This window comes from Arthrobacter hankyongi (assembly GCF_022012395.1).
GTDB classification, from domain to species: Bacteria; Actinomycetota; Actinomycetes; order Actinomycetales; family Micrococcaceae; genus Crystallibacter; species Crystallibacter hankyongi.
On the sequence record NZ_JAKLTQ010000018.1, the window covers coordinates 16,775 to 37,337 of the forward strand.

Here is a 20,563-nt window from a genome sequence, read left to right on the forward strand (position 1 = left end):
CTCAGCGGAACGGTCCCCTTTGGGGAAACCCACGAGCGGATACTCTCGTACCCGTCGGCGGACGGCCGCACCGCCCGTCGATCGATGGCCGCACCGCCGGTCGAAAGTTAGAAGGCAACGATGTCTGTTACTTACGTTGATGCGAGTGTGAGGTCCGGGAATAATCCGCTCCGGGATCCGCGCGACCGCCGGCTGTCCCGGGTAGCGGGCCCGTCATCCATGGTCCTGTTCGGCGTCACCGGGGATCTCTCGCGCAAGAAGCTTATGCCCGCCGTGTATGACCTGGCCAACCGCGGCCTGCTGCCGCCGAGCTTCGCCTTGGTCGGCTTCGCCCGGCGACGTTGGGAGGACGAGGATTTTGCCGCCGAGGTCAAGGCCTCGGTCATGCAGTATGCCCGCACCCCGTTCCGCGAGGAAGTGTGGGAGCAGCTCTCCCAGGGCATCCGCTTTGTGCAGGGCGAATTCGGCGACGACCAGGCCTTCGCCCAGCTCAAGCAGATTATCGACGAACTGGACGAACAGCGCGGCACCCAGGGCAACCATGCCTTCTACCTGTCCATTCCGCCCAAGGCCTTCGAGCAGGTCTGCCGGCAGCTGTCCAAGCACGGCCTGGCACAGGCCGAGGGGGACAAGTGGCGGCGGGTGGTGATCGAGAAGCCGTTCGGGCACGACCTTGAGTCCGCCAGGCAGCTGAACGAAATCGTGGAGTCGGTGTTCCCCGCGGACGCGGTATTCCGCATCGACCATTACCTGGGCAAGGAGACGGTGCAGAACATCCTGGCCCTGCGCTTCGCGAACCAGCTGTTCGAGCCGTTGTGGAATGCCAATTACGTGGACCATGTGCAGATCACCATGGCCGAGGACATCGGCACCGGCGGGCGGGCCGGGTATTACGACGGCGTCGGTGCGGCCCGGGACGTGATCCAGAACCATCTGCTGCAGCTGCTGGCCCTGACCGCGATGGAGGAGCCGATCTCCTTCAACGCCGAGGACCTGAGGGCCGAGAAGGAGAAGGTGCTGGCCGCCGTCAAACTCCCCGAGGATTTGTCCACCCATTCGGCGCGCGGGCAGTTCACCGGCGGCTGGCAGGGCGGGGAAAAGGTCAAGGGCTACCTGGAGGAAGAGGGCATCCCGGCCGATTCCACCACCGAAACGTTCGCCGCGATCCGTCTGGACATCCATACCCGGCGCTGGGCCGGGGTGCCGTTCTACCTGCGGGCCGGCAAGCGGCTCGGACGCCGGGTGACGGAGATCGCCGTCGTGCTCAAGCGCGCACCCAACCTGCTCTTCCGCGACCATGGGGACGATGAGGCCGGGCAGAACGCCGTCGTGATCCGGGTCCAGCCGGACGAGGGGGCGACCATCCGGTTCGGCTCCAAGGTGCCGGGCACCCAGATGGAGGTCCGGGACGTGACCATGGACTTCGGCTACGGCCATGCCTTTACCGAATCCAGCCCGGAGGCCTACGAGCGGCTGATCCTGGACGTGCTGCTGGGCGAGCCGCCGCTGTTCCCGCGCCACCAGGAAGTGGAGCTGTCCTGGAAAATCCTTGACCCATTCGAAAAATACTGGGCGCAGCTGACAGAACAGCCCGAACCCTACGCCCCAGGAAGCTGGGGCCCGGCCTCGGCCGATGAGCTGCTGGCCCGCGACGGACGAACCTGGAGAAGGCCATGATTGTAGATCTACCGGACACCACCACCTCCAATGTTTCCAAAAAGCTCATGGCCCTGCGCGAGCAGGGTGGCGTGATCGCCTTGAGCCGGGTCCTCACCCTCGTGGTGGTCACCAAATCCGGGCTCGAGGAAGAAGCCATCGAGGCAGCCAACGAGGCCAGCCGGGAACATCCCTGCCGGATCATCGTGCTGGCCAACGCCGGAGCCGACGCCCCGGACCGGCTGGACGCCCAGATCCGCGTGGGCGGAGACGCCGGCGCGTCCGAGGTCATCGTGCTGCGCGGCTACGGCCAGCTCGCGCACGAAAGCGAATCCCTCGTGGCCGCGCTGCTGCTGCCGGACGCACCCATCGTGGCCTGGTGGCCCCATGCAGCCCCAAAAAACGCCTCCGAAACCTCCGTTGGCCGCATCGCGCACCGCCGGATCACCGACTCCGCCAACGAACCGGACCCGCAGGCGGCCTTGGACAATATCCGCCGCACGTACAAAGCAGGCGACACCGATCTGGCTTGGACCCGCCTGACTAACTGGCGGATCCAGCTGGCCACGGCCCTGGACCAGGCGAGCTGCTCACCGGTCACCGCCGTCACCGTCGAAGGCGCCTCCGACTCCCCCAGTACGGTCCTGTTGGCGGCCTGGCTGAACCGGACCTTGGACGCGCCCGTCACCGTCGTCACGGACACCGCCGGGACCGGCATCCGGGGCGTCCGGCTGTCTCTGGCCTCCGGTGACATCCGGCTGTTCCGGCCCGCATTTACCGTTGCTGAGCTGACTCAACCCGGGCAGCCGCTGCAGCGGATCTCCCTGCCGCGCCGCACCCTGCAGGACTGCCTGGCGGAGGAACTGCGCCGGCTGGATCCCGATGAGGTCTTCGGTGAAACCGTTCGCAGCCTTGGTACTTCCAGACTGGAAACCCGCATGCCGTTGACCGGCATTGAGGAGCCGGGACGTAACCGGGACCGTGTGTCACCGATCGCTGTTGCGCTATCGGACGACGGTGCACTGGTCGGTTTTGAAAGCAGCGGGCACCTTGTCCGGAGATGAAATTACCGTCACCTTCACCTGCTGATGCCGGCACCGTTGCCAAACCAACAGGCAGAAAGCAGCAAGCGCCTCAGTTCAGAACCATGCCATTAGTCTCAATCAAACCAGGAAAGAGTGAACGTTATGCACATCGGCCTCATTGGACTTGGGAAAATGGGCTTCAATATGCGCCAGCGCCTGCGTAATGCGGGCATCGAGGTTACCGGCTACGACCGCAATCCCGAGTTGACGGACGTCGAGTCGATCGAAGCGTTGGTAGCGGCAGTTCCGGCACCGCGGATTATCTGGGTGATGGTTCCTGCAGGGGAAATCACGGATGCGGTGATCACGGAACTGTCCGGAAGGCTCGCAGCCGGAGACCTGGTGATCGACGGCGGGAACTCCAAGTTCACGGAGGACCAGAAACATGAGGTACTGCTCGCCGCGAAGAACATCGGTTTTGTCGACGTCGGCGTCTCTGGAGGTGTGTGGGGTCTGGCCAATGGTTATGGATTGATGGTCGGGGGAAAGCCGGGCCGCATCCAGGCCGCCATGCCACTGTTCGATGCACTGCGTCCCGAAGGTCCGCGGGAAGAAAGCTTCGTTCATGTCGGCGACGTCGGTGCCGGCCACTACGCAAAAATGGTGCACAACGGCGTCGAATACGCCTTGATGCAGGCCTATGCCGAGGGATACGAACTGCTCGAAGCCAAAGACATCATCAAGGATGTCCACGGGACGTTCCAAGCCTGGCAGAAGGGCACTGTCGTCCGTTCGTGGCTGCTCGATCTCATGGTCAAGGCGCTTGAAGAAGATCCGGGCCTAAGCCAGATCGCCGGATACGTCGAGGATTCGGGCGAAGGCCGCTGGACGGTGGAAGAAGCCATCGCCAACGCCGTCCCTGCACCCGCCATTACCGCCTCCATCTTCGCCAGGTTCGTTTCGCGCCAGGACGACTCCCCTGCCATGAAAATGGTCTCGGCCCTGCGTAACCAGTTCGGCGGCCATGCTGTCCGCGCTCCCGGAGCTTCGGTTGTTGACCTCCCATCGCTGGTGACCTCCTGATGGGCGTCAGGATCGAGAACCTGGTTACTTCGGGCACGTTTTCGCTCGACGGCGGCACCTGGGACGTAAACAACAACGTCTGGATCGTGGGCGACGACGATGAATGCGTGATCATCGACTCCCCGCACGACGCGGCCGCGATCATCGGCCAGGTCAGAGGGCGGAAAGTCCTGGCAATCCTGCTGACGCACGCGCACAACGACCACATTGGTGCTGCCCGCGAAGTCGCCAAGGCCGTGGAAGCGCCGATTTACCTGAACCCAGAGGACCTGGTCCTCTGGGAGCAGGTTTACCCCGACGCGGGCCCGGACCGGCACCATGCCGACGGCGACGAGTTCCAGGTCGGCGGGGCCACACTGCGGGCAATCCACACGCCCGGTCACTCCCCCGGCTCCACCTGCTTCTACCTGGAAGGCGAGGACACGGTATTCACCGGCGACACGCTCTTCAACGGCGGCCACGGCGACAACACCACCATCGGGGCCGAGCAGGAAACACTGGCGAACATATCGCAGTAGCAGGACCAGAAGCAGGCTCAGCCGATAGACAGAATGTCCGGCAAAGGCGCGCCAGGACCCCTGGCGCGCCTTTGCCGGCGAATCAAGCACGCAGGACGCGTGCCGCTAAGGAAGTTGGACCAATGAAGTTCGGGAAGCAGCCCGCCCCCGTCACGGACATCAACGAGGACAAGCTCTCCGTCCACAAGCCCAAGACCGAGGCGGCCGGGCTCAAAGCCGTCACGGTGGCCCTGGAGCGTGCGGTGGCCCAGGCAGGCGTTAACCGCACGGCCCGGTCGCTGCTGCGGCTCAACCAGCGGGGCGGCTTTGACTGCCCCGGCTGCGCCTGGCCGGAATCAGACAAGAAACGCAAGGCGGCCGAGTTCTGCGAAAACGGCGCCATGTCGGTGGCGGAGGAAAACACCCTGCGGACCGTGGGGGCAGAGTTCTGGGCCAGGCATTCCATCGCGGAGCTCGCCGAAAAGACCGAGTACTGGCTGGGCAATCAGGGCCGGCTCAGTGAACCGGTGGTCATCCGCGAGGGTGAAACGCACTATTCGCCGATTTCCTGGGCGGGCGCCTTCGATCTGATCGGCGAGCACATCCGGGCCACCACCCCGGACCGCTGCGTGTTCTACACCTCCGGACGCACCGCCAATGAAACGGCCTTTATGTACCAGCTGTTCGCCCGCTCCGTCGGCACCAACAATCTGCCGGACTGCTCGAATATGTGCCATGAGTCCTCCGGCTCGGCGCTGAACCCGACCATCGGCATCGGCAAGGGCACCGTCTCGCTGGACGACATCCACGACGCCGAGCTCATCTTCGTCATCGGCCAGAACCCGGGCACCAACCACCCGCGGATGCTCTCGGCGCTGGCCGAATGCAAGGACAAGGGCGGCAAAGTGGTGGCGGTCAATCCGCTCCCTGAAGCAGGCCTCTTCAACTTCAAGGACCCCCAGACCGTCTCCGGTTTGGTCGGAAACGGCACACCGCTGGCCGACGAGTTCCTGCAGATCAAGGTCGGCGGCGACCTGGCCCTGTTCCAGGCCCTGGGCCACCTGCTGCTGGCAGCCGAAGAACAAAACCCAGGCACCGTCGTCGACCATGATTTCATCAACGCGCAAACCGACGGGTTCGCGGCCTACCAGCAGTCGCGCAAGGAACTGGACTGGGACGAAACCGAAAAGGCCACCGGCCTGTCCCGGCGACAGATCGAGGACGTTGCCGGGATGCTGATCCGGTCGAAGGCCACCATCTTCTGCTGGGCGCTGGGCGTCACCCAGCAGCCGCACTCCGTGGACACCATCAAGGAAATGGTCAACGTCCTGCTGCTGCAGGGCAACTTCGGCAAGCCCGGCGCCGGGGCCTGCCCGGTCCGCGGGCACTCCAATGTCCAGGGCGACCGCACCATGGGGATCTGGGAGAAACCGCAGGAATGGCTGCTGGAGGCCCTCGACGGTGAGTTCGGCATCCAATCCCCCCGGCACCACGGCTACGACGCGGTGGAGTCCATGGATGCGTTCGAACGCAACGAGGTGGACGTCTTCGTCTCGATGGGCGGCAACTTCGCGCTGGCCTGCTCGGACACCGAAGCGCTGGAAGCCGGCATGCAGCGGATCGGCCTGACCGTGCACATCTCCACCAAGCCCAACCGCTCCCACATCGTCCACGGCCGCACCTCATTGATCCTGCCCACGCTGGGCCGCACGGACAAGGACGACAAGCACCCCGGGGGTGCGCAGTTCCTCTCCGTGGAGGACTCCATGTCGGTAGTCCATTCCACGCAGGGCCGGCTGGCCCCGGTCTCCGACCACCTGCTGGCCGAACCGGTGATCGTGGCCCGCATGGCCGCGGCCGCTCTTGGGCCGGACTACCCGGTGGACTGGAAGGCCATGGCCGGGGACTACGACGTGGTCCGCGATCACATCTCCAGGGTCCTGCCCGGGTTCGAGAACTTCAACGAGCGGATCCGGCACAAGAACGGCTTCGTGCTGCCCAACCCGCCGCGCGACACCCGCTCCTTCGCCACGGACATCGGCAAGGGGCGCTTCACCGTCAGCCCGCTGGAATACCTCACCCCGCCGCCCGGCCATCTGGTGCTCCAGACCATGCGCAGCCACGACCAGTACAACACCACCTTCTACGGGCTGGACGACCGCTACCGCGGCATCTCCGGCGGCCGCCGCGTGATCCCGGTCCATCCCGGGGACCTGGCGGAGCTTGGCTTCGCAGACCGGGACCTGGTGGACGTGGTGAGCACCTTCCAAGGAAATGACCGCCGAGCCGAAAAGTTCCGTCTGGTGGCCTACCCCACGGCAAAGGGTTGCGCCGCCGCCTACTTCCCGGAAGCCAACGCCTTGGTGCACAAGGAGAACGTCGCCCGCGTGTCCAACACCCCCGGCTTCAAGGCCATGTTCGTCCGCTTCGAGCCACGCACGGGTGAAACAGAGTTGGGGGTTGAATCCGCGTCCCTCCTTGAGGCTGCCACTGACGTCTAGAACGAACAGCAAAACGGCCCGCTTCCGAAAGGAGGCGGGCCGTTCTTGCGATGCCGGTCGGTCAGCCGCCGGTTCCATTCCCGAGCCAGCCGGCGGCTCGAGGGCGTGCTGATGCTGTCGCTCGAAGGGACACGGACTGTCCCGGTGCAGCCCCGCCTTTACCCCGTCACCGCAGTCCGTGGCTGTGTGCCAGGGCGATGGCCTCGGTGCGTGAGCCGACGTCGAGCTTCCTGAACAGGTTCCGCACATGGAACTTGACCGTATTCTCGCTGATGCCCAGTTTTAGGGCGATAGCGCGGTTGCTTTGTCCAGCGACAAGGTGCTGGAGCACTTCGAGCTCCCGGGCGGCAAGGTTCCATTCGGCGACCTCCCCGGTCGGGCGTGCCTGCAGGTCCAAGGGGAGGGTGACGACGACGTCTACACCCCAGCCTGGCATGACGTCGATCTGCAGGTTTCCGGTGAGCGCCTGGACCCGGCGGTCCAGGCGACCGATGCTCGGTGCGTCGGTGGCCAGTGTGCCGGGGCCGTTGTCGCGTACGTTGATCAGCAGGTTTTCGCCGTCGCAGTCCCACTGCGTCCGGACCCTGCTGACGCCGGGCTGTTCCATCATGGCCAGCACAAGTCCACGGACGATGGCCCGGGCCGCGTGGGCAACTTCGCCGGGGAGGCCCCTTCCATTCAACGGCGGCTCGATGAACTCGATCTCCAGGCCGCCGAAGCGCGTCAGCGGCCGCAGGTCCTCCCTCAGCCGTTCGAAGGCTTTGGCGACGGGTTCTTCGGCCAGGTCCGCCGTGCGGTCGCTGAGGGTGCGGAGCCCGACCAGTGCCTTGGCGGTAAGGTCAGTGACGGTTGAGCGGGCTAATGCATCGTCCAGGGAGGATGAGCGCAGGGCTGCCAGCAGGGTCTCCAGGGTCGTCGAGTGCAAATCGGTCAGTTCCGCTGTCACACGAACGCGTTCGGCTGATGCCGCCCGCGATTCCAGCAGGTACGACGGCGGTGCATCGGCCACTTTCTCCTGGATCCGTCGGGCAGCAATGCCCCACAGATACGTCACCATGTCGAGCCCGGCATCGTGCCCCGGGGTGGCCGGGTGAGGATCCGTGAGAACGAGCAGGGCATGACTGGAGAAGTGTTTCAGGGCGAGTACGGAGCGGGACCGGCCGGCGAACTCGGCTTCCCCGGACCAGAACGTCGCTTCCGAAAGGGCAGCACGGATCGTGTCAAGCTCGGCGATGGAGACCCGGGAGGTGATTTCCTCGTCGCCCGCCGTCTTCTGCGGCCGCCCCGTGCAGTCTTCGGTGAAGATGACCAGCGCACTGCTTCCCATGTAGGGAAGCATGGCATCACGTAGCCGCTCCGCTATTTGGGGCAAGGGTGCATCGGCCAATGCTGCCACGGCCTGCAAGAGCGGCCCGGGCAGGTCCGGAAGCGACGTGGCGGACTCCTTCAGGGGCTGGTTGGTGGCGCCCCCGCGAATCCGACCCGGAACTCTCTCGCGGAACACCCGCTGAACCGGACTATGGAGAAGAACTGAGCTTCTTTGCATGGTCCTTCCTCTCCTCTCTCGTCTTCCTCGTGAACTTCTCCCTGCCTCTTGAACTCCGTGATCTGAAGCGTGCTCTCAAGCAGTCCGGATTGGGAGTGAGGTGTCCCAACAGAATCACGTTGTTATGCAGGCAGGTCAATCCGTACTGGCTCCCGTAGAGAAATCCGTGATGACCACGGATGCACAGTGCCAGTGACGCAATTCACACTGGAAGGGAAGTGTTGTAGCCCCAGGTGCCCAGCCTGCGCCTTGGCCCTCGTGGAAGGGGCACGCCGAGCCTCGAACCGCAGGGGTTCCCGGAAGGAGTACTGAGATGACCCGCGAAGAAGCCTACGCAAATTGCCCCGCCGACTCATATGTCGAGTTCTACTGCGGTGAATGGCTGATCATTCCATTTGTGCCGGTCACACAGCCGGCGTTCGGCGGTGCGCCCATGCTGGCTGCCGCCCATTGAGGGCCGCGGCGCAGAGCCGGAAGCGGTTCCCCGCGCCATGGCCGGCAGGATGGTCTGCCCCGTTTTCCCGACGGACGGCCCTATCCGGCTGAGCATGCAAAACCACCCGTTGCGCATCGGGGCTGACGCGGGCTTGCACCGGAACGCAGAACCGTATCCTGGCCTCAGGTCGGTTCCTGTGACGACGGCGTGACCGCCAGGCTCAGCCGGTCCACGCCGTGCATTGCGTCAGCGGCCCGGACCAAGGCTAGATGGGAAAAGGCTTGGGGGAAGTTGCCGGCCATCCGCTGTTCCTCCAGCGCGAATTCCTCGCTCAGCAGGCCCAGTTCATTGGAGAAGCCGATGAGCTTATCCATGAGGGCCCCGGCATCGTCCCGGCGGTTGGTGCGGGCGTACTGCTCGACGAGCCAAAACGAGCAGGCAAGGAACGGATGTTCGCCCGGTTCCAGTCCGTCGATACCGGTTTCCGTCCGGTAGCGCAGCAACAGGCCTTCGTCGGTCAGCAACTCGCGCTCCAGCTGCGCCACCGTTGACAGCATCCCTTCATCGTCATAGGCGAGAAAACCGACCTGCGGTATCGCGAGCAATGCGGCGTCCACCTGCCGCCCCCCGTAGGTCTGGGTGAAGGAGTTCAGCTCGGTGTTGAAGCCTCGGTCCAGGATTTCCGCCCGCAACCGGTCCCGCACCTGCGTCCAGTGCCCGGCCGGGCCCGCAAGCCCATGGTCGCGGACCGCCCGGACGCCGCAGTCGAAGGCGGCTCACATCATCACCCTTGAATGCGTAAAGTATTGGGCCTGGCCGCGGATCTCCCACAGGCCAAAGTCCTTGTCCTCGAGGTGCTCCTCTACAAATCCCAGCAGGGCCCGCTGGAGAGCCCAGGAGAACGGGTCCTCCTTGCCCCCGGCCAGGCGCAGCCGTTCCAGTGCCACCATCACCTCGCCCACCACGTCTGCCTGATACTGCACGGCGGCGGCGTTGCCGATCCGCACCGGCCGGGCGCCCTGGTAACCGGGAAGATGTTCAAGCACCCGCTCCGGCAGCTCACGTTCGCCGGCCACCCCGTACATGATCTGGATGTCCTTCGGGTCCCCGGCGATGGCCCGCAGCAGCCAGTCACGCCATTTGAGCGCCTCCGTCCCATAGCCGTGCGTCAACATCGACTCCAGCGTCAGCGCGGCATCACGAAGCCAGCAAAAACGGTAATCCCAATTGCGCGAGCCGCCGAAGGCCTCCGGCAGTGAGGTCGTCGGTGCGGCCACGATGCCGCCGGTCTCATAGTGCGTCAGTCCGCGAAGCACCAGCAGGGAGCGCTTGACGGCAGCCCCGTAAATTCCGTCCTGGCGGCAGTGGCTGCCCCAGCGGGTCCAGTACTCCGCGGCTTCGGCCAAGGCAGCATCAACGTCGGGCGGCGGCGGGGCCGTGCGGTAGGACGGAAACCACGTCAGGGCGAAGTCCTCCTGTCCACCGGCCGAAACCACGAATTCCCCTTCGTACCTGTCGCCGTGGGGCTGAGGAAGATGACGCCCGTGCAGCACCCAGGCGTCAGGTCCGGCCATGGCCAGCAGTGCTTCGCCCCCACCGCGCGGATCGCTGCTGCGGGTGCGGCTCATCCACGGTGTGAGCGCCCCGTACTGGGGGCGGATGATCAGTTCCTGACGCACGGCCACCGTCCCGCTGAGTCCAGTGACCCGCCGAAGCAGGGATGACCGGCCGGGAGCGACGGGCATGAAGTCCGTGACGAGGATCTGCCCGCCGCCCGGATCCTGCCAAACCGTTTCGAGGATGAACGTTGACTCGGCATACCTGCGGCTGACAACGACGGCGTCTGCCTGGACGGGAGCCAGCAACCACCGGCCGTGATCCTCCGCGCCGAGCAGCGAGGCAAAGATGGACGGTGAATCAAAGCGGGGCAGGCAAAGCCAATCAACACTGCCCCGCCGCGAAATGAGAGGTCCGGTGGAGAGGTCCGACAGGAGCGCATAGTCCTCAATGGGCGGCCGCATGGATCTACCTAAGCACATACCTGCTCCGCAGGTCAGTCTGCGTGTGTTTCCCCGCTTCTCCCAGCCACCTGGACCACCGCCCGACAATTCGTGCGGTGTCTTAGGCTCCCGGCCGGCTGCTGACCCACGTTCCTGGAGGCTGTGCCGGGCAGAGAGAATCTCAGAGATACGTCCGGGACCGGGTGCGATCTGGTCCGGAGGGACGGGGGACAGTGCCTGTCATGGACGGGCCCTGGCGGACTGCTGAAGCAGTCCAGATTGGGGCCAGTTTCCCTACAGAATGACGGGTGTACGCATGCAGGTCAATCCGTATTAGCCTCCGTAGAGAAATCCGTGACGATTACGGATGCACAGCCTCAGTGACGCACCCCACACTAAGACATCGGTGACGCAACCCCCATTGAGAGGGAAGTGTTGTAGCTCTAGGTGCCGGGCTTGCACCTGGAGCTCTCGTGGAAATTGAAGCACTCGCTGTCATGGGCGATGTTACGTGACCAGCCAGTCCGGCTGGACGCCTACCCAACCAGACCTTAACCACACCCTAATCAGACACGGTCCCTTAACCAGACCTCAAACAACAGGGCTTTAATCCGGCACGGTCTGAAGCCCAACCAGAAAGGAACTGAATAGATGGTAAGTGCAGGTTTGCTGCTCATCGGCGCAGTGCTCTTTGTTAACGGCATGGCCTTCCTAGGGCACGCCGATCCTCGAAACTCAGCGATCATCAACATCTTTGTTGGCCTCTTGACGACGGCCATTCCCTTCTACCTCGTGGCGACGGCCAGCGGACCTGATGACATTCTCGGCGTCAGCCCCGTGTTTCTGTTTGGGCTGACCTACCTCTGGGCAGGAATTACCAACCTCACCGGACATGACGCAACCGGATTTGGCTGGTACTGCATATGGGTAGCGGCCATCACCGTCGTCTTCTCCGCTGTGTCACTTTTTCACTTCGACGATCCCAAACAGGCCATTATCTGGCTCAACTGGGGTGTCCTCTGGGGACTCTTTTGGAGCGTGCTGGCTCGCGGCCGGGCAAATCACGGCCTGGCTGCAGGCTCGGCAGCAATCGTCATGTCCGTGTGGACGTGCACGGTTCCCGCCATCCTTCAGATGCTTGGGCTGTGGGCCGACCTGCCCGTGTGGCCGGTCATCGTTGCGACAGTGTTGACACCCTTTGCCATTCGCGCGCTCTTCAGGTTCTCGTCTTCGTCGCTAACCCAAGAGCCTCAGGCAGCGATGGTCTCGTGACGGTGCAGCCAACCCCTAAACGGCAGGCAGCAGAACCGTGCCGGGGCGCACGTGACCGTCCGTGACAGGTTGCCTTCGGCGCTCCTTCCGGCCTTACGGGCCGGCTTCTCACGAAGGCTCCCGGGGGTTGGAAGCCCACGGCGGCGTTTCCCGCGCCGCCGTGGGCTTCCCGTGGTCTTTCCGTGGTCTTTCCGCATGACGGGCAGCCTCCGCCCGGCGGAGCATTCCCTTGGCACCAGCCACGGTACAGGCTCCCATCAGGGTGATGCGAGGTTGAAAACCTGCGCCCTTTCCACTCGCTGGAGGCGCCTTCGCAGAGTCTGACGGGGTGGGGTTTCAGGCCAGGATCCGGCTCGGGCGGCCATGCAATCCGGTGCTGCCGGGCCACCGACGGCCTGGCCTCCCGCCGGTTCACCGCATGCATTCCCTCCACGGACGCCCCGGTGCGCCGGCGGGCCAAAGCTCCCAAGGATCCGGCCGCGTGCTTCTCCTGGGACGGCCAGACCGTGGACACGGCCACCACGGGCACCCGGGCCGCGGTACCATCCCGGACCGGCATGCGCGCCGGGGATCGTGTTCCCCGTCCTGACCGCGGCCGTACCTGCAGGACAAAACGGCCGTCAGTCCGGACAAACCCGCCCAGCCGCCGACACCGGCTCTTCAAGGTTTGCGGGGAAACGACATGGTGGCGCAGACGCCGAAACGGTCCGGGCTGTTTCGGCGGCACCTGATGCTGCCAGCATGATCTTCAACCGGCCCGATTTTCGCGCCCATCACACCCTGATGCTGGCAGGACTGCGACGGATCGCCGTCGAATCGGCGTACCCGCCGGCGCCCCCGTGTGCGGGGCGGTCACGTCCCGGCGCAAGGGCCGGTGCCGTCGAGCTGGTCCGGACCAGGCTGCGCTGGTTCCCTGACAGGGGTGCCCTGCGTCCGCAAATCCTTCAGCAAGAATCCGGCGCAGGCGCCGTGCTTCGCGCGCTCAATCATGCGGATGCAGCAGTGAACGGCTGTCCGCGGCCATCACTCCGGCAGGGTGGTCGAGGCCGCTTGGGCGTACGGGGTCTCCCTGGTGGCTGGTTTAGGACGCCCGGCATCAGCGAAGACCGCTTCCGGCCGGGACGGCACCGGGTCGGCGACTAGATGTTTCAGCGTCCGCTGGCCTGGCGTCCTGGGGTGCAGGTGGTCGCAATCGACCGGTCAGCCGCGTTTCGCAAGGCGGTGCGCAATGTGGCTGCCGCGCGCCGCCGTATCCGTTGATGCCTTCCGCTTGGTCAAGCCTGCCAACGAGGCTTAACCGGGGCCAACATACGATCCCAGAACCTTAACGCAGGGAAGGTACCGGCAGGCGAATCCAGATGAGGAAGGGGCGGCTTCAGCCGAGCCAGCCGTCCTTCTGACGCCCCTTCAATAAAAGTGTCATCGACGCCGTGCCGTCCGTAGGAATCGCAAGCAGACAGATTCGGATCCACAACGGCCAGGATGGCATCCTGGCCGACCGAGTATGGTTTCCGGCCGCTGTGCCCTACCAACGCATCGAGAGGTGGATGGCAAAGGGGGGCATCACATGCCACGCTGGCCCGCCCCGACCCGCCAGGTAGGACGGGCTTGGCTGGACAGCTCCTCCTACTGCATCCATGTCCTGAACTGCTTACTCATCTCCATCACGGGGTAGTTCGCAACTTCAGCCTATCGACGCGTGCTCGGCAAGCTCCGGCATGAAGGCGGCGGGCGCTTCGGGGTGGGCGCCCCACCAGGCAGCGCAGGCCGCCCGCCAGGTGTCGAGATCGCTGCGGTCACCGGCATAAAGGACTGTGCCGTTTTCGACCGTAGCGCTCGAGCGGCCGCAGGCGTAAGTTCCGCCGACAGAAGTTACCTGCGGATACGGCTTGTACAAATCGCCCAGCTTAGCGAGGAGGTAGCGCGGCCGTTCGGCTGTCCGGGCGGCCAGGATCGACTCCACGGTATCGACGCCGGTCAGCACCACGGCGGTGTCCATACCGGCATTGTTGCCGCCAAGGATGTCCGTGTCGAGACGGTCTCCGACGACAAGTGGATTTTCCGCCTGCAGGCTCTGCGCCGCCGTCGTAAAGAGCGCGGCCTCGGGCTTGCCCGCCACCAGCGGGGTCGCCCCCGTGGCTGCTTGGACAGCTGCCACCAGTGAGCCGTTTCCCGGCGCTTTCCCCTCGGGGCGGGGCAAGGTCATGTCGGTATTGGTGGCCACCCAGAATGCACCTGCTGCTATCGCATATGATGCCTGAGCCAAATCCTGCCAGCCCAACCCAGGATCAAACCCCTGGATAACAGCGTCGGGCCGCTGGTCTGCGGAGTCGACGGGCACAAAACCCAGGAGTTCGACCTCCTCGACCAATGTCCGGCTGCCGGTTACTAGGACCTTGGCCCCCGGCGCCACGTGGCGTGCCAACAGCGCAGCGCCGGCACGGGCGGAGCCAAACACCTGGTCGGCGCAGGCCGGGGCGCCCAGTTCCCGAAGATGGGCTGCAACCTGTTCGGAAGACCGGGACGCGTTGTTGGTGACGTAGCCCAGTCTGATACCGGCAGCCGGCAACCTGTCGAGGGCCTCAGTCGCCCCTTCTATGGCACCAGCGCCGACATAAACCACCCCGTCCAGGTCGCAGAGCAGGGCGTCGTAGCCATCTATCAACGTCGGTTCAGTCTTCGTCACCGGGTTGCTTAACGACCCGTGTCCCTGGATCCGGGTCTCCGATTTCATGTTGGTCTTCATCATGGAGCGCTTCCTCTGAAGGTACGGTTCAGCTTCTTTGTCCACAGCGGCGGCGCCGGCGAGGCCGGACGCCTCATTACCTGTCGTGGCTATGAGAAGTACCTCTCACGAATACAGGGGTAGCGTCGGCCCGGCTTCTCCGCATCATTTGCGCCCGCCCGCGAGCAGATGCGACGCAGGGTCGCGTCTCAGCAGCCACATGGCAAGGCACCCAAACAGTGGGCCCACCGCGAGCATCGAGAACCCGATACCCCACCCCAAATGGCTGACCACGAAGTCCATGGATTGGATTGTGACAAAGGTTAATGCGAAGCCCATGCAGATTTGGGTGGTCAGCATTGTGCCCACCGACTCTGCAGGTGACAGCTCTACCACGCATGCTGAGAACTGGGCAGAATCCGCAATGATCGATATACCCCAAACCACGGCCACGATGAGTATGAGCAGAGGCGGCCCGCCAAAGAGCCATCCAATCGAAAGCGCGCATGTGCCACTGATGGCCATTGACCAAATGGTGACAGCCGTACGACCATGTCGGTCGGCCAAACGCCCACCGAACAGTGCACCCAGGGCGCCCGCGGCAATCACAAGGAATGTGGCTGCAGGTGCAAGCCCTGGTTGGTCGACTCCCCGGGCGTCGAAGGACGCCCGGAAGAACATCCCAATCCAGGCCCACATTGCATACAATTCCCACATATGGCCCAGATACCCTAGGTTCGCCAGGCGCACCGGTCGTTTGGCCAAAGCGGCTTTCAGCACGCGCGGGTCGAACTCTTGCGCCCGCGTAAACGCCGGCCCCAGCTTTACAAATCCGACCACGGCCGCTGCCGACAGTGCAGCAGCCGCTGAGACGGCATAGACAAGTTTCCAGTTCCAGGCTTCACCAATGGTGAAGAGGTGGGGTAGGGCAGATCCAACTGTGAGTGCTCCCACCAGTAGACCGACAAGTTTCCCCAGGTCATTGGCAGCCCAACTGGCCACCATGCGCATACCCACGGGGTAAATCCCTGCCAAGGCCATTCCCGTAACGAACCTGAAAATCAGTGCTTCGTTCCCCGCTGGAGACACCACAAGCAGGGCTGCCGTCGTAGCAGCCGCCGACACCGCCGATGCGGCAAATAACTTCCTGGGATCAAATCTGTCCGCCAAATTGAGTAATGCACTGAGCAGAGCGCCAATCACGAAACCGACCTGTAGCGCGCTGGTCATCGCAGCCATTCGTGTGCCGGAAATGTGTTCGAGGACCGCGATGCTCGGCAACGCCGCAGTCGAGGCAAACCAGACAGACAAGGTCAGGACCTGGCAAAGCAGGATCAGGCCAATTGATCTGGTCCGCCCTCGTGTAATCGGCGGTGATCCATATTTGAGTGTCATTCGGATCCTTTAGTCATTCGACGGGAGACTTGCGCCTGGGCTTTCAGATCCCGTCAGGGTGCTAAAACTGTTCGTCCTTGAACAGGCATCAGTGCCGCAACTACCGCATGCCGCGCAGGCACACTGTTACCTGCCGCCAGCTCTAATTCACGGACATCGAATGCAACCGTTTAGGTGGCTCCCGGAGCGTGGTGATGTTTGCCCACTCCGGGACTGCTGCTCATAACCCGTCCTGTACTTGCATCGAGCATCATCGGATGTGCAGCCTTAGCAGGAGGGTTAGGCGGCTGCCTGCTCATCACCGGCCAGCGCGGGTTGGACTTTCGAGCTGCCCGGCATGCCGGCCCTGGTTACTTTTTGCAGCGGCCTCAACGAACTGGAAGCGACGGCATCCAGTATCGGATCGAGCCAATCAACGCGACCGTCGAATCGTCCGATCTTCGGCAGCTTGACCCACCTATGCATCGAGAACCCTGGTCCAAGTGCCAACCGACGGTGATCGGTCTCGACAACATAAACGGAGTGCGCCGTAGATTGCGGACCACGGAATACCTCGACAGCCGGACCAGGCTGAATCGTGAGGATGTCACGAACCGTCAGGCCGGCTCCTCGGTGGAGCAGATGAATGCATTGCAGCAATCCATCTTCCAAGGCGGAACAACTGTCCGTCCGGGTCGCTGACAAGAGTTGCCACGGCATGCTCGCGGATGAACTATGCCCGGTCTTCTTGAAGAGGCCCACACGGCCCCTCCAAGTGAGCAGAATATCGAGCTGCCATACGCTCGTCTTCGAGCCGCCAACTTGCGTCGATAGCTGACCAGCAGGCCGGCTGCGCCGGCCTTGGTCAGACACTATGGCCTGTGCGTTCATCACTTTGCTCTTGCCCGCAGGCGCTAGCGGGGGTCCAACCGGCTAAATGACGAACGATGGAACACCAGGGGCATGTGCGAACTGTGGGCTTGGAGGTCTTCAATCTGCAGCAGAATGAGAATGTGATCGCCGGCATCGACCTCACGGTAGATGGAGCAAGTAAGCCAAAGAGGCGACCCGGAAATATAGAGGTCATCCCGCTCGCCGGAAGTAGTCTCTATTCCTTTGAAACGCTCGTCCGGATTGCGTGACGCAAGTTGCCGGCAGACTGGGTTGTGATCTTCACCCATAACCGACACACCGATGAGAGGAGCGTCCTTGATCTTGGGCCACGTGGATGAGGATTTCTGGACGGAGAACAGAACGAGCGGCGGTTCTTCCGAGATTCCGACAGAGAATGACGAAGCGACGAGAACCTGCCGTTCATCCTGAACCCTCGCCGACAGGGCTACCACGCCTGCAGGAAACTGAGCGAGAGCGTCACGGAGGCGCCGGGTTTCCATAGCAACTTGTGTAGTCATGGTTCTTCCTTTCAATGAATTGGGTAAGGACGGGCCCCACGCAGCTGCCCATTTATCGAGTGATGGGCAACCAACCCATGAGGGGTGTTGTCAACGGTGCCGCCAAGCGCGTCGATGTCAGTCGCTGAATAACTCAGGGTTGAACGAAATTGACGGCTATCCGAGGTTGCGGGTGTTCATCAGAGCCTCCAGCAGTTCCAGATTGAGGATCAACAACACCTCCCCCTCAGTGTGGGTTGCATCACTATCTCTGTGCATCCGTGATCATCACGGATTTCTCCACGGGGACCGGTACGGATTGGCCTGCATACGTACAACCGTGATTTTGTGCGGGACACGTCGCGGTCGAGCATGCATCGAGGACGCAGGGGCGAGTTGCCCAAGAAGGACACCGGCATCTGCTGGCCAGCTGACCAGCTCCCCTGCGAGGCCAGGAGGGGCCGGCCATCCGGCGCTGTTGGCGTCAGCCCCTCTGCCCCTCTGCCCCTGGGATGGTGACCACGCTCATCCCGTTAGGGAACGCGTCTCCACCGCGGTTTATCTTCCGGCCCTGCCCGCAGCCCAACGGACACACACGCCGGCGTGGTGGAGAGGCATGCGCGCATCTTGATCACGAAAGCGCGTGGCTACGGCGGACTACTGGACTACGCGTTTCCCGCCAACACATCTGTTGACGTCGCGGTGGTCATCACAGCCCATCCGCTGTCGGGCCCGGAGCGTACCCACGGTGACCTTGTCCACGGTTTCCCTCTCTCGTGGCGGCTGCCGCGCCGGCGAACCGGCGGCGCACCTGGAAAGCCTCAGGGTCCGGCGCGATGGTGTGGTGTGGATTCTGCCATGTTGCCTTCAAACGGGTGCATCTCCAGCGCGAAACCGGTGTGGTCAGCCGGCCGGCCGAGAACGCTCTGCGGCTCGGCGCGGCGCTCCATGGAAAAGCCGGGTTTGCGGCAGTCTCCTTCCTTCCCGGCCTCAGAGAAGGTCATGACGCCGCGGGACAACAGGCCGGCCCCGGCGGTGCCCACGCTTGGACGAAACATGCCTGAGCCGCCGGCGTGCCGAGCCGAGTGCGCCGTTACCGGCACGGCCTTTTTGCCGCCGGCCTTGCCTGTTGGTGGGACACCACCCATGGAGTAGGGGTGAATCCCCGTGGTGAATTCAGTGTTGAGCACGGATGTCGGGCAGCGCCGGTTGAACATACGTTGGGGGGCACCGACCAACGTTATTGTGACGCAGATCGCAATGGAGGTAGATCATGTCAAGCTCTGTCGGGTTGTTAGTACGGCTTGAGGCGAAATCAGGCAAGGAGAAGGAACTGGCCGAGTTCCTAAAGGCTGCTCTGGATCTTGTTGTGGCGGAGCCTGACACATCCACCTGGTATGCCATCAGGATCGACGCTAATCATTTCGGAATCTATGACACGTTTCCCCACGAGGAAGGCCGTAAGGCACATCTCGCCGGGAAGGTTGCTACAGCCCTTGGAGCGAAGGCGGATGAGCTTCTCGCCTCGCCGCCGGAGATTCAACCTGTGGAGGTCCTGGCCTTCAAGTAAATCTTCGGATCTTGAAATCGTTCTTCAGCGACATTTCCATTCAAAATAGAAGGATGTAAGAATGACAAATCAGCAGAAGTCCAAGAAGCGCATGATCCTGAATGCGTTCGATATGAACTGCGTGGGGCACCAGAACCCCGGGATGTGGTCTCATCCTGACGATCAAACCCACCGCTACAAGGACCTCGACTACTGGACCGACTTGGCAAAGCTCCTCGAGCGTGGCGGATTCGACTGCCTCTTCATCGCAGATGTCCTGGGCTTCTACGATGTTTACGGCGGATCACGCGAGACCGCACTTCGCACCGCGGCCCAGGCCCCTGTCGGTGATCCGGCCATCCCGGTCTCAGCAATGGCAGCTGTGACGGAAAGGCTGGGCTTCGGGGTCACGAAGTCACTGACTTACGAGCTTCCGTACTCTTTCGCCAAGACCATGACGACCCTGGACCACATCACCAAGGGCCGGGTCGCTTGGAATATCGTGACGTCGTACCAGGCCAGCGCGGCCCAGAACCTGGGGCTCGATGATCAGATCCCACACGATGAGCGGTACAACGTGGCAGACGAGTTCATGGAGGTTTGCTACAAGCTTTGGGAAGGCTCGTGGGAAGACGACGCAGTGGTTATCGACAAGGAGAACCGCGTCTTCACGGATCCGTCCAAGGTCCATGACATCAAGCACGAGGGCAAGTACTACAAGGTTCCCGGGGCCCACCTCGGCCAGCCGAGTCCGCAGCGCACTCCCTTCCTGTTCCAAGCGGGCACATCGAAGGCAGGCACGGCGTTCGCGGGGAAGCATGCCGAGGCTGTGTTCGTCATCGGCACGAGTCCCGAAGAGTTGCGGCCGACCGTGGACAAGGTTCGCCAAGCGGCCGCCGAGGCCGGCAGGGACCCCCGGAGCGTGAAGGTCATCGTGATGTTGACCCCGGTCACGGCACCGACGGACGAGGAGGCCCAGGCCAAGCTTGAGGACTTCTACAAGTACGCGGACACCGACGCGGCCCTGACCCTCTTCGGTGGATGGACGGGTGTTGACCTGTCTTCAGCGCCTGCAGACCAGCCCCTGGAGAGCATGGAGAGCAATGCTATCCGGGCAATGATGGAAATGCTGACCCGGGTTGACAGCGACGTTGTCTGGACCAAGGAACGCCTTGCCAAGTGGCTGTGCATCGGCGGATTCAGCTCTTCGATCGTTGGATCGCCGACCACCATCGTCGACGAGATGGAACGGTGGATGGAGATCGCGGATGTTGACGGCTTCAACCTTGGCCGGGTTATTGCCCCCGGGACGATGGAGGACTTCGTCGAGTTGGTCGTTCCCGAACTGCGCAGGCGAGGTCATGTCCCGCAGGACCCGGGCGCGGACGGAGCCATGACGTTGCGCGAACGTATCACAGGCGACTCCCGGCTCCCTGTGGAGCACGTCGGCGCCAAACTGGGTGCCGAGGTCTCAGGTTCCCTAGTCCGTTGAACCATCTGAGACCGGC

General features: G+C 63.4%; 14 protein-coding genes and 2 pseudogenes. 9 read left to right on the forward strand and 7 right to left on the reverse strand.

Going from position 1 to position 20,563, the window contains the following annotated elements; translation table 11 throughout:
* Positions 1-120: 120 nt before the first annotated feature.
* The 5 genes and pseudogenes from zwf to LVY72_RS18575 all read left to right on the forward strand — a co-directional run bounded on the left by zwf (position 121) and on the right by LVY72_RS18575 (position 6,762).
* Positions 121-1,677: a glucose-6-phosphate dehydrogenase gene (gene zwf / locus LVY72_RS18555; RefSeq protein ID WP_237824581.1), complete on the forward strand. Its 1,557-nt coding sequence runs from the start codon at positions 121-123 to the stop codon at positions 1,675-1,677.
* Positions 1,674-2,594, forward strand: a pseudogene (locus LVY72_RS18560) (glucose-6-phosphate dehydrogenase assembly protein OpcA); the annotation flags it as partial. The gene zwf and the pseudogene LVY72_RS18560, both read left to right, overlap by 4 nt.
* 249 nt (positions 2,595-2,843) lie before the next feature.
* Complete coding sequence (gene gnd / locus LVY72_RS18565) at positions 2,844-3,764, forward strand: phosphogluconate dehydrogenase (NAD(+)-dependent, decarboxylating) (protein WP_237824592.1); 921 nt, start codon at positions 2,844-2,846, stop codon at positions 3,762-3,764.
* On the forward strand, positions 3,764-4,282 hold the full coding sequence (locus LVY72_RS18570) for an MBL fold metallo-hydrolase (RefSeq protein ID WP_237824600.1): 519 nt from the start codon (positions 3,764-3,766) through the stop codon (positions 4,280-4,282). The genes gnd and LVY72_RS18570 overlap by 1 nt, the downstream gene beginning before the upstream one ends.
* Before the next feature lie 122 nt (positions 4,283-4,404).
* Entirely contained in the window at positions 4,405-6,762 is a 2,358-nt protein-coding gene (locus tag LVY72_RS18575; RefSeq protein WP_237824609.1) for an FdhF/YdeP family oxidoreductase, read from the forward strand.
* Between the two features lie 166 nt (positions 6,763-6,928).
* Here LVY72_RS18575 and LVY72_RS18580 read toward each other — a convergent pair whose 3' ends face one another.
* On the reverse strand, positions 6,929-8,089 hold the full coding sequence (locus tag LVY72_RS18580; RefSeq protein ID WP_237824611.1) for a helix-turn-helix transcriptional regulator: 1,161 nt from the start codon (positions 8,087-8,089) through the stop codon (positions 6,929-6,931).
* Positions 8,090-8,621: 532 nt separating this feature from the next.
* Here LVY72_RS18580 and LVY72_RS18585 point away from each other — a divergent pair.
* On the forward strand, positions 8,622-8,762 hold the full coding sequence (locus tag LVY72_RS18585; protein ID WP_237824613.1) for a hypothetical protein: 141 nt from the start codon (positions 8,622-8,624) through the stop codon (positions 8,760-8,762).
* A gap of 164 nt (positions 8,763-8,926) precedes the next feature.
* On the opposite strand, the pseudogene LVY72_RS18590 reads toward LVY72_RS18585, so the two are convergent.
* Positions 8,927-10,765, reverse strand: a pseudogene (locus LVY72_RS18590) (glycoside hydrolase family 15 protein).
* Positions 10,766-11,395: 630 nt separating this feature from the next.
* Between LVY72_RS18590 and LVY72_RS18595 the strand changes: the two are divergent.
* On the forward strand, positions 11,396-12,016 hold the full coding sequence (locus LVY72_RS18595; RefSeq protein ID WP_237824615.1) for an AmiS/UreI family transporter: 621 nt from the start codon (positions 11,396-11,398) through the stop codon (positions 12,014-12,016).
* A gap of 1,684 nt (positions 12,017-13,700) precedes the next feature.
* Here the strand turns inward: LVY72_RS18595 and LVY72_RS18600 are convergent.
* From LVY72_RS18600 to LVY72_RS18620, 5 genes are all read right to left on the reverse strand, one after another.
* Complete coding sequence (locus tag LVY72_RS18600) at positions 13,701-14,750, reverse strand: HAD-IIA family hydrolase (RefSeq protein WP_237824824.1); 1,050 nt, start codon at positions 14,748-14,750, stop codon at positions 13,701-13,703.
* Positions 14,751-14,906: 156 nt separating this feature from the next.
* Entirely contained in the window at positions 14,907-16,136 is a 1,230-nt protein-coding gene (locus LVY72_RS18605; protein WP_237824617.1) for an MFS transporter, read from the reverse strand.
* A gap of 279 nt (positions 16,137-16,415) precedes the next feature.
* The gene (locus LVY72_RS18610; protein ID WP_237824619.1) at positions 16,416-16,877 is read right to left on the reverse strand and encodes a hypothetical protein; all 462 of its coding nucleotides are present in this window, start codon (positions 16,875-16,877) and stop codon (positions 16,416-16,418) included.
* A gap of 152 nt (positions 16,878-17,029) precedes the next feature.
* Positions 17,030-17,527 carry a flavin reductase family protein gene (locus tag LVY72_RS18615; protein ID WP_237824621.1) on the reverse strand — a complete coding sequence of 166 codons (498 nt, stop codon included), beginning with the start codon at positions 17,525-17,527 and terminating at the stop codon, positions 17,030-17,032.
* 800 nt (positions 17,528-18,327) lie between these two features.
* Positions 18,328-18,696, reverse strand: a complete 369-nt coding sequence (locus LVY72_RS18620; protein WP_237824630.1) for a hypothetical protein — start codon at positions 18,694-18,696, stop codon at positions 18,328-18,330.
* A gap of 83 nt (positions 18,697-18,779) precedes the next feature.
* Here LVY72_RS18620 and LVY72_RS18625 point away from each other — a divergent pair, with 83 nt between their 5' ends.
* Together LVY72_RS18625 and LVY72_RS18630 are read left to right on the forward strand one after the other, a co-directional pair.
* The gene (locus LVY72_RS18625; protein ID WP_237824632.1) at positions 18,780-19,076 is read left to right on the forward strand and encodes a putative quinol monooxygenase; all 297 of its coding nucleotides are present in this window, start codon (positions 18,780-18,782) and stop codon (positions 19,074-19,076) included.
* 61 nt (positions 19,077-19,137) lie between these two features.
* Positions 19,138-20,547, forward strand: coding sequence for an LLM class flavin-dependent oxidoreductase (locus tag LVY72_RS18630; protein ID WP_237824634.1), 1,410 nt, complete (start codon positions 19,138-19,140; stop codon positions 20,545-20,547).
* Positions 20,548-20,563 lie beyond the last annotated feature (16 nt).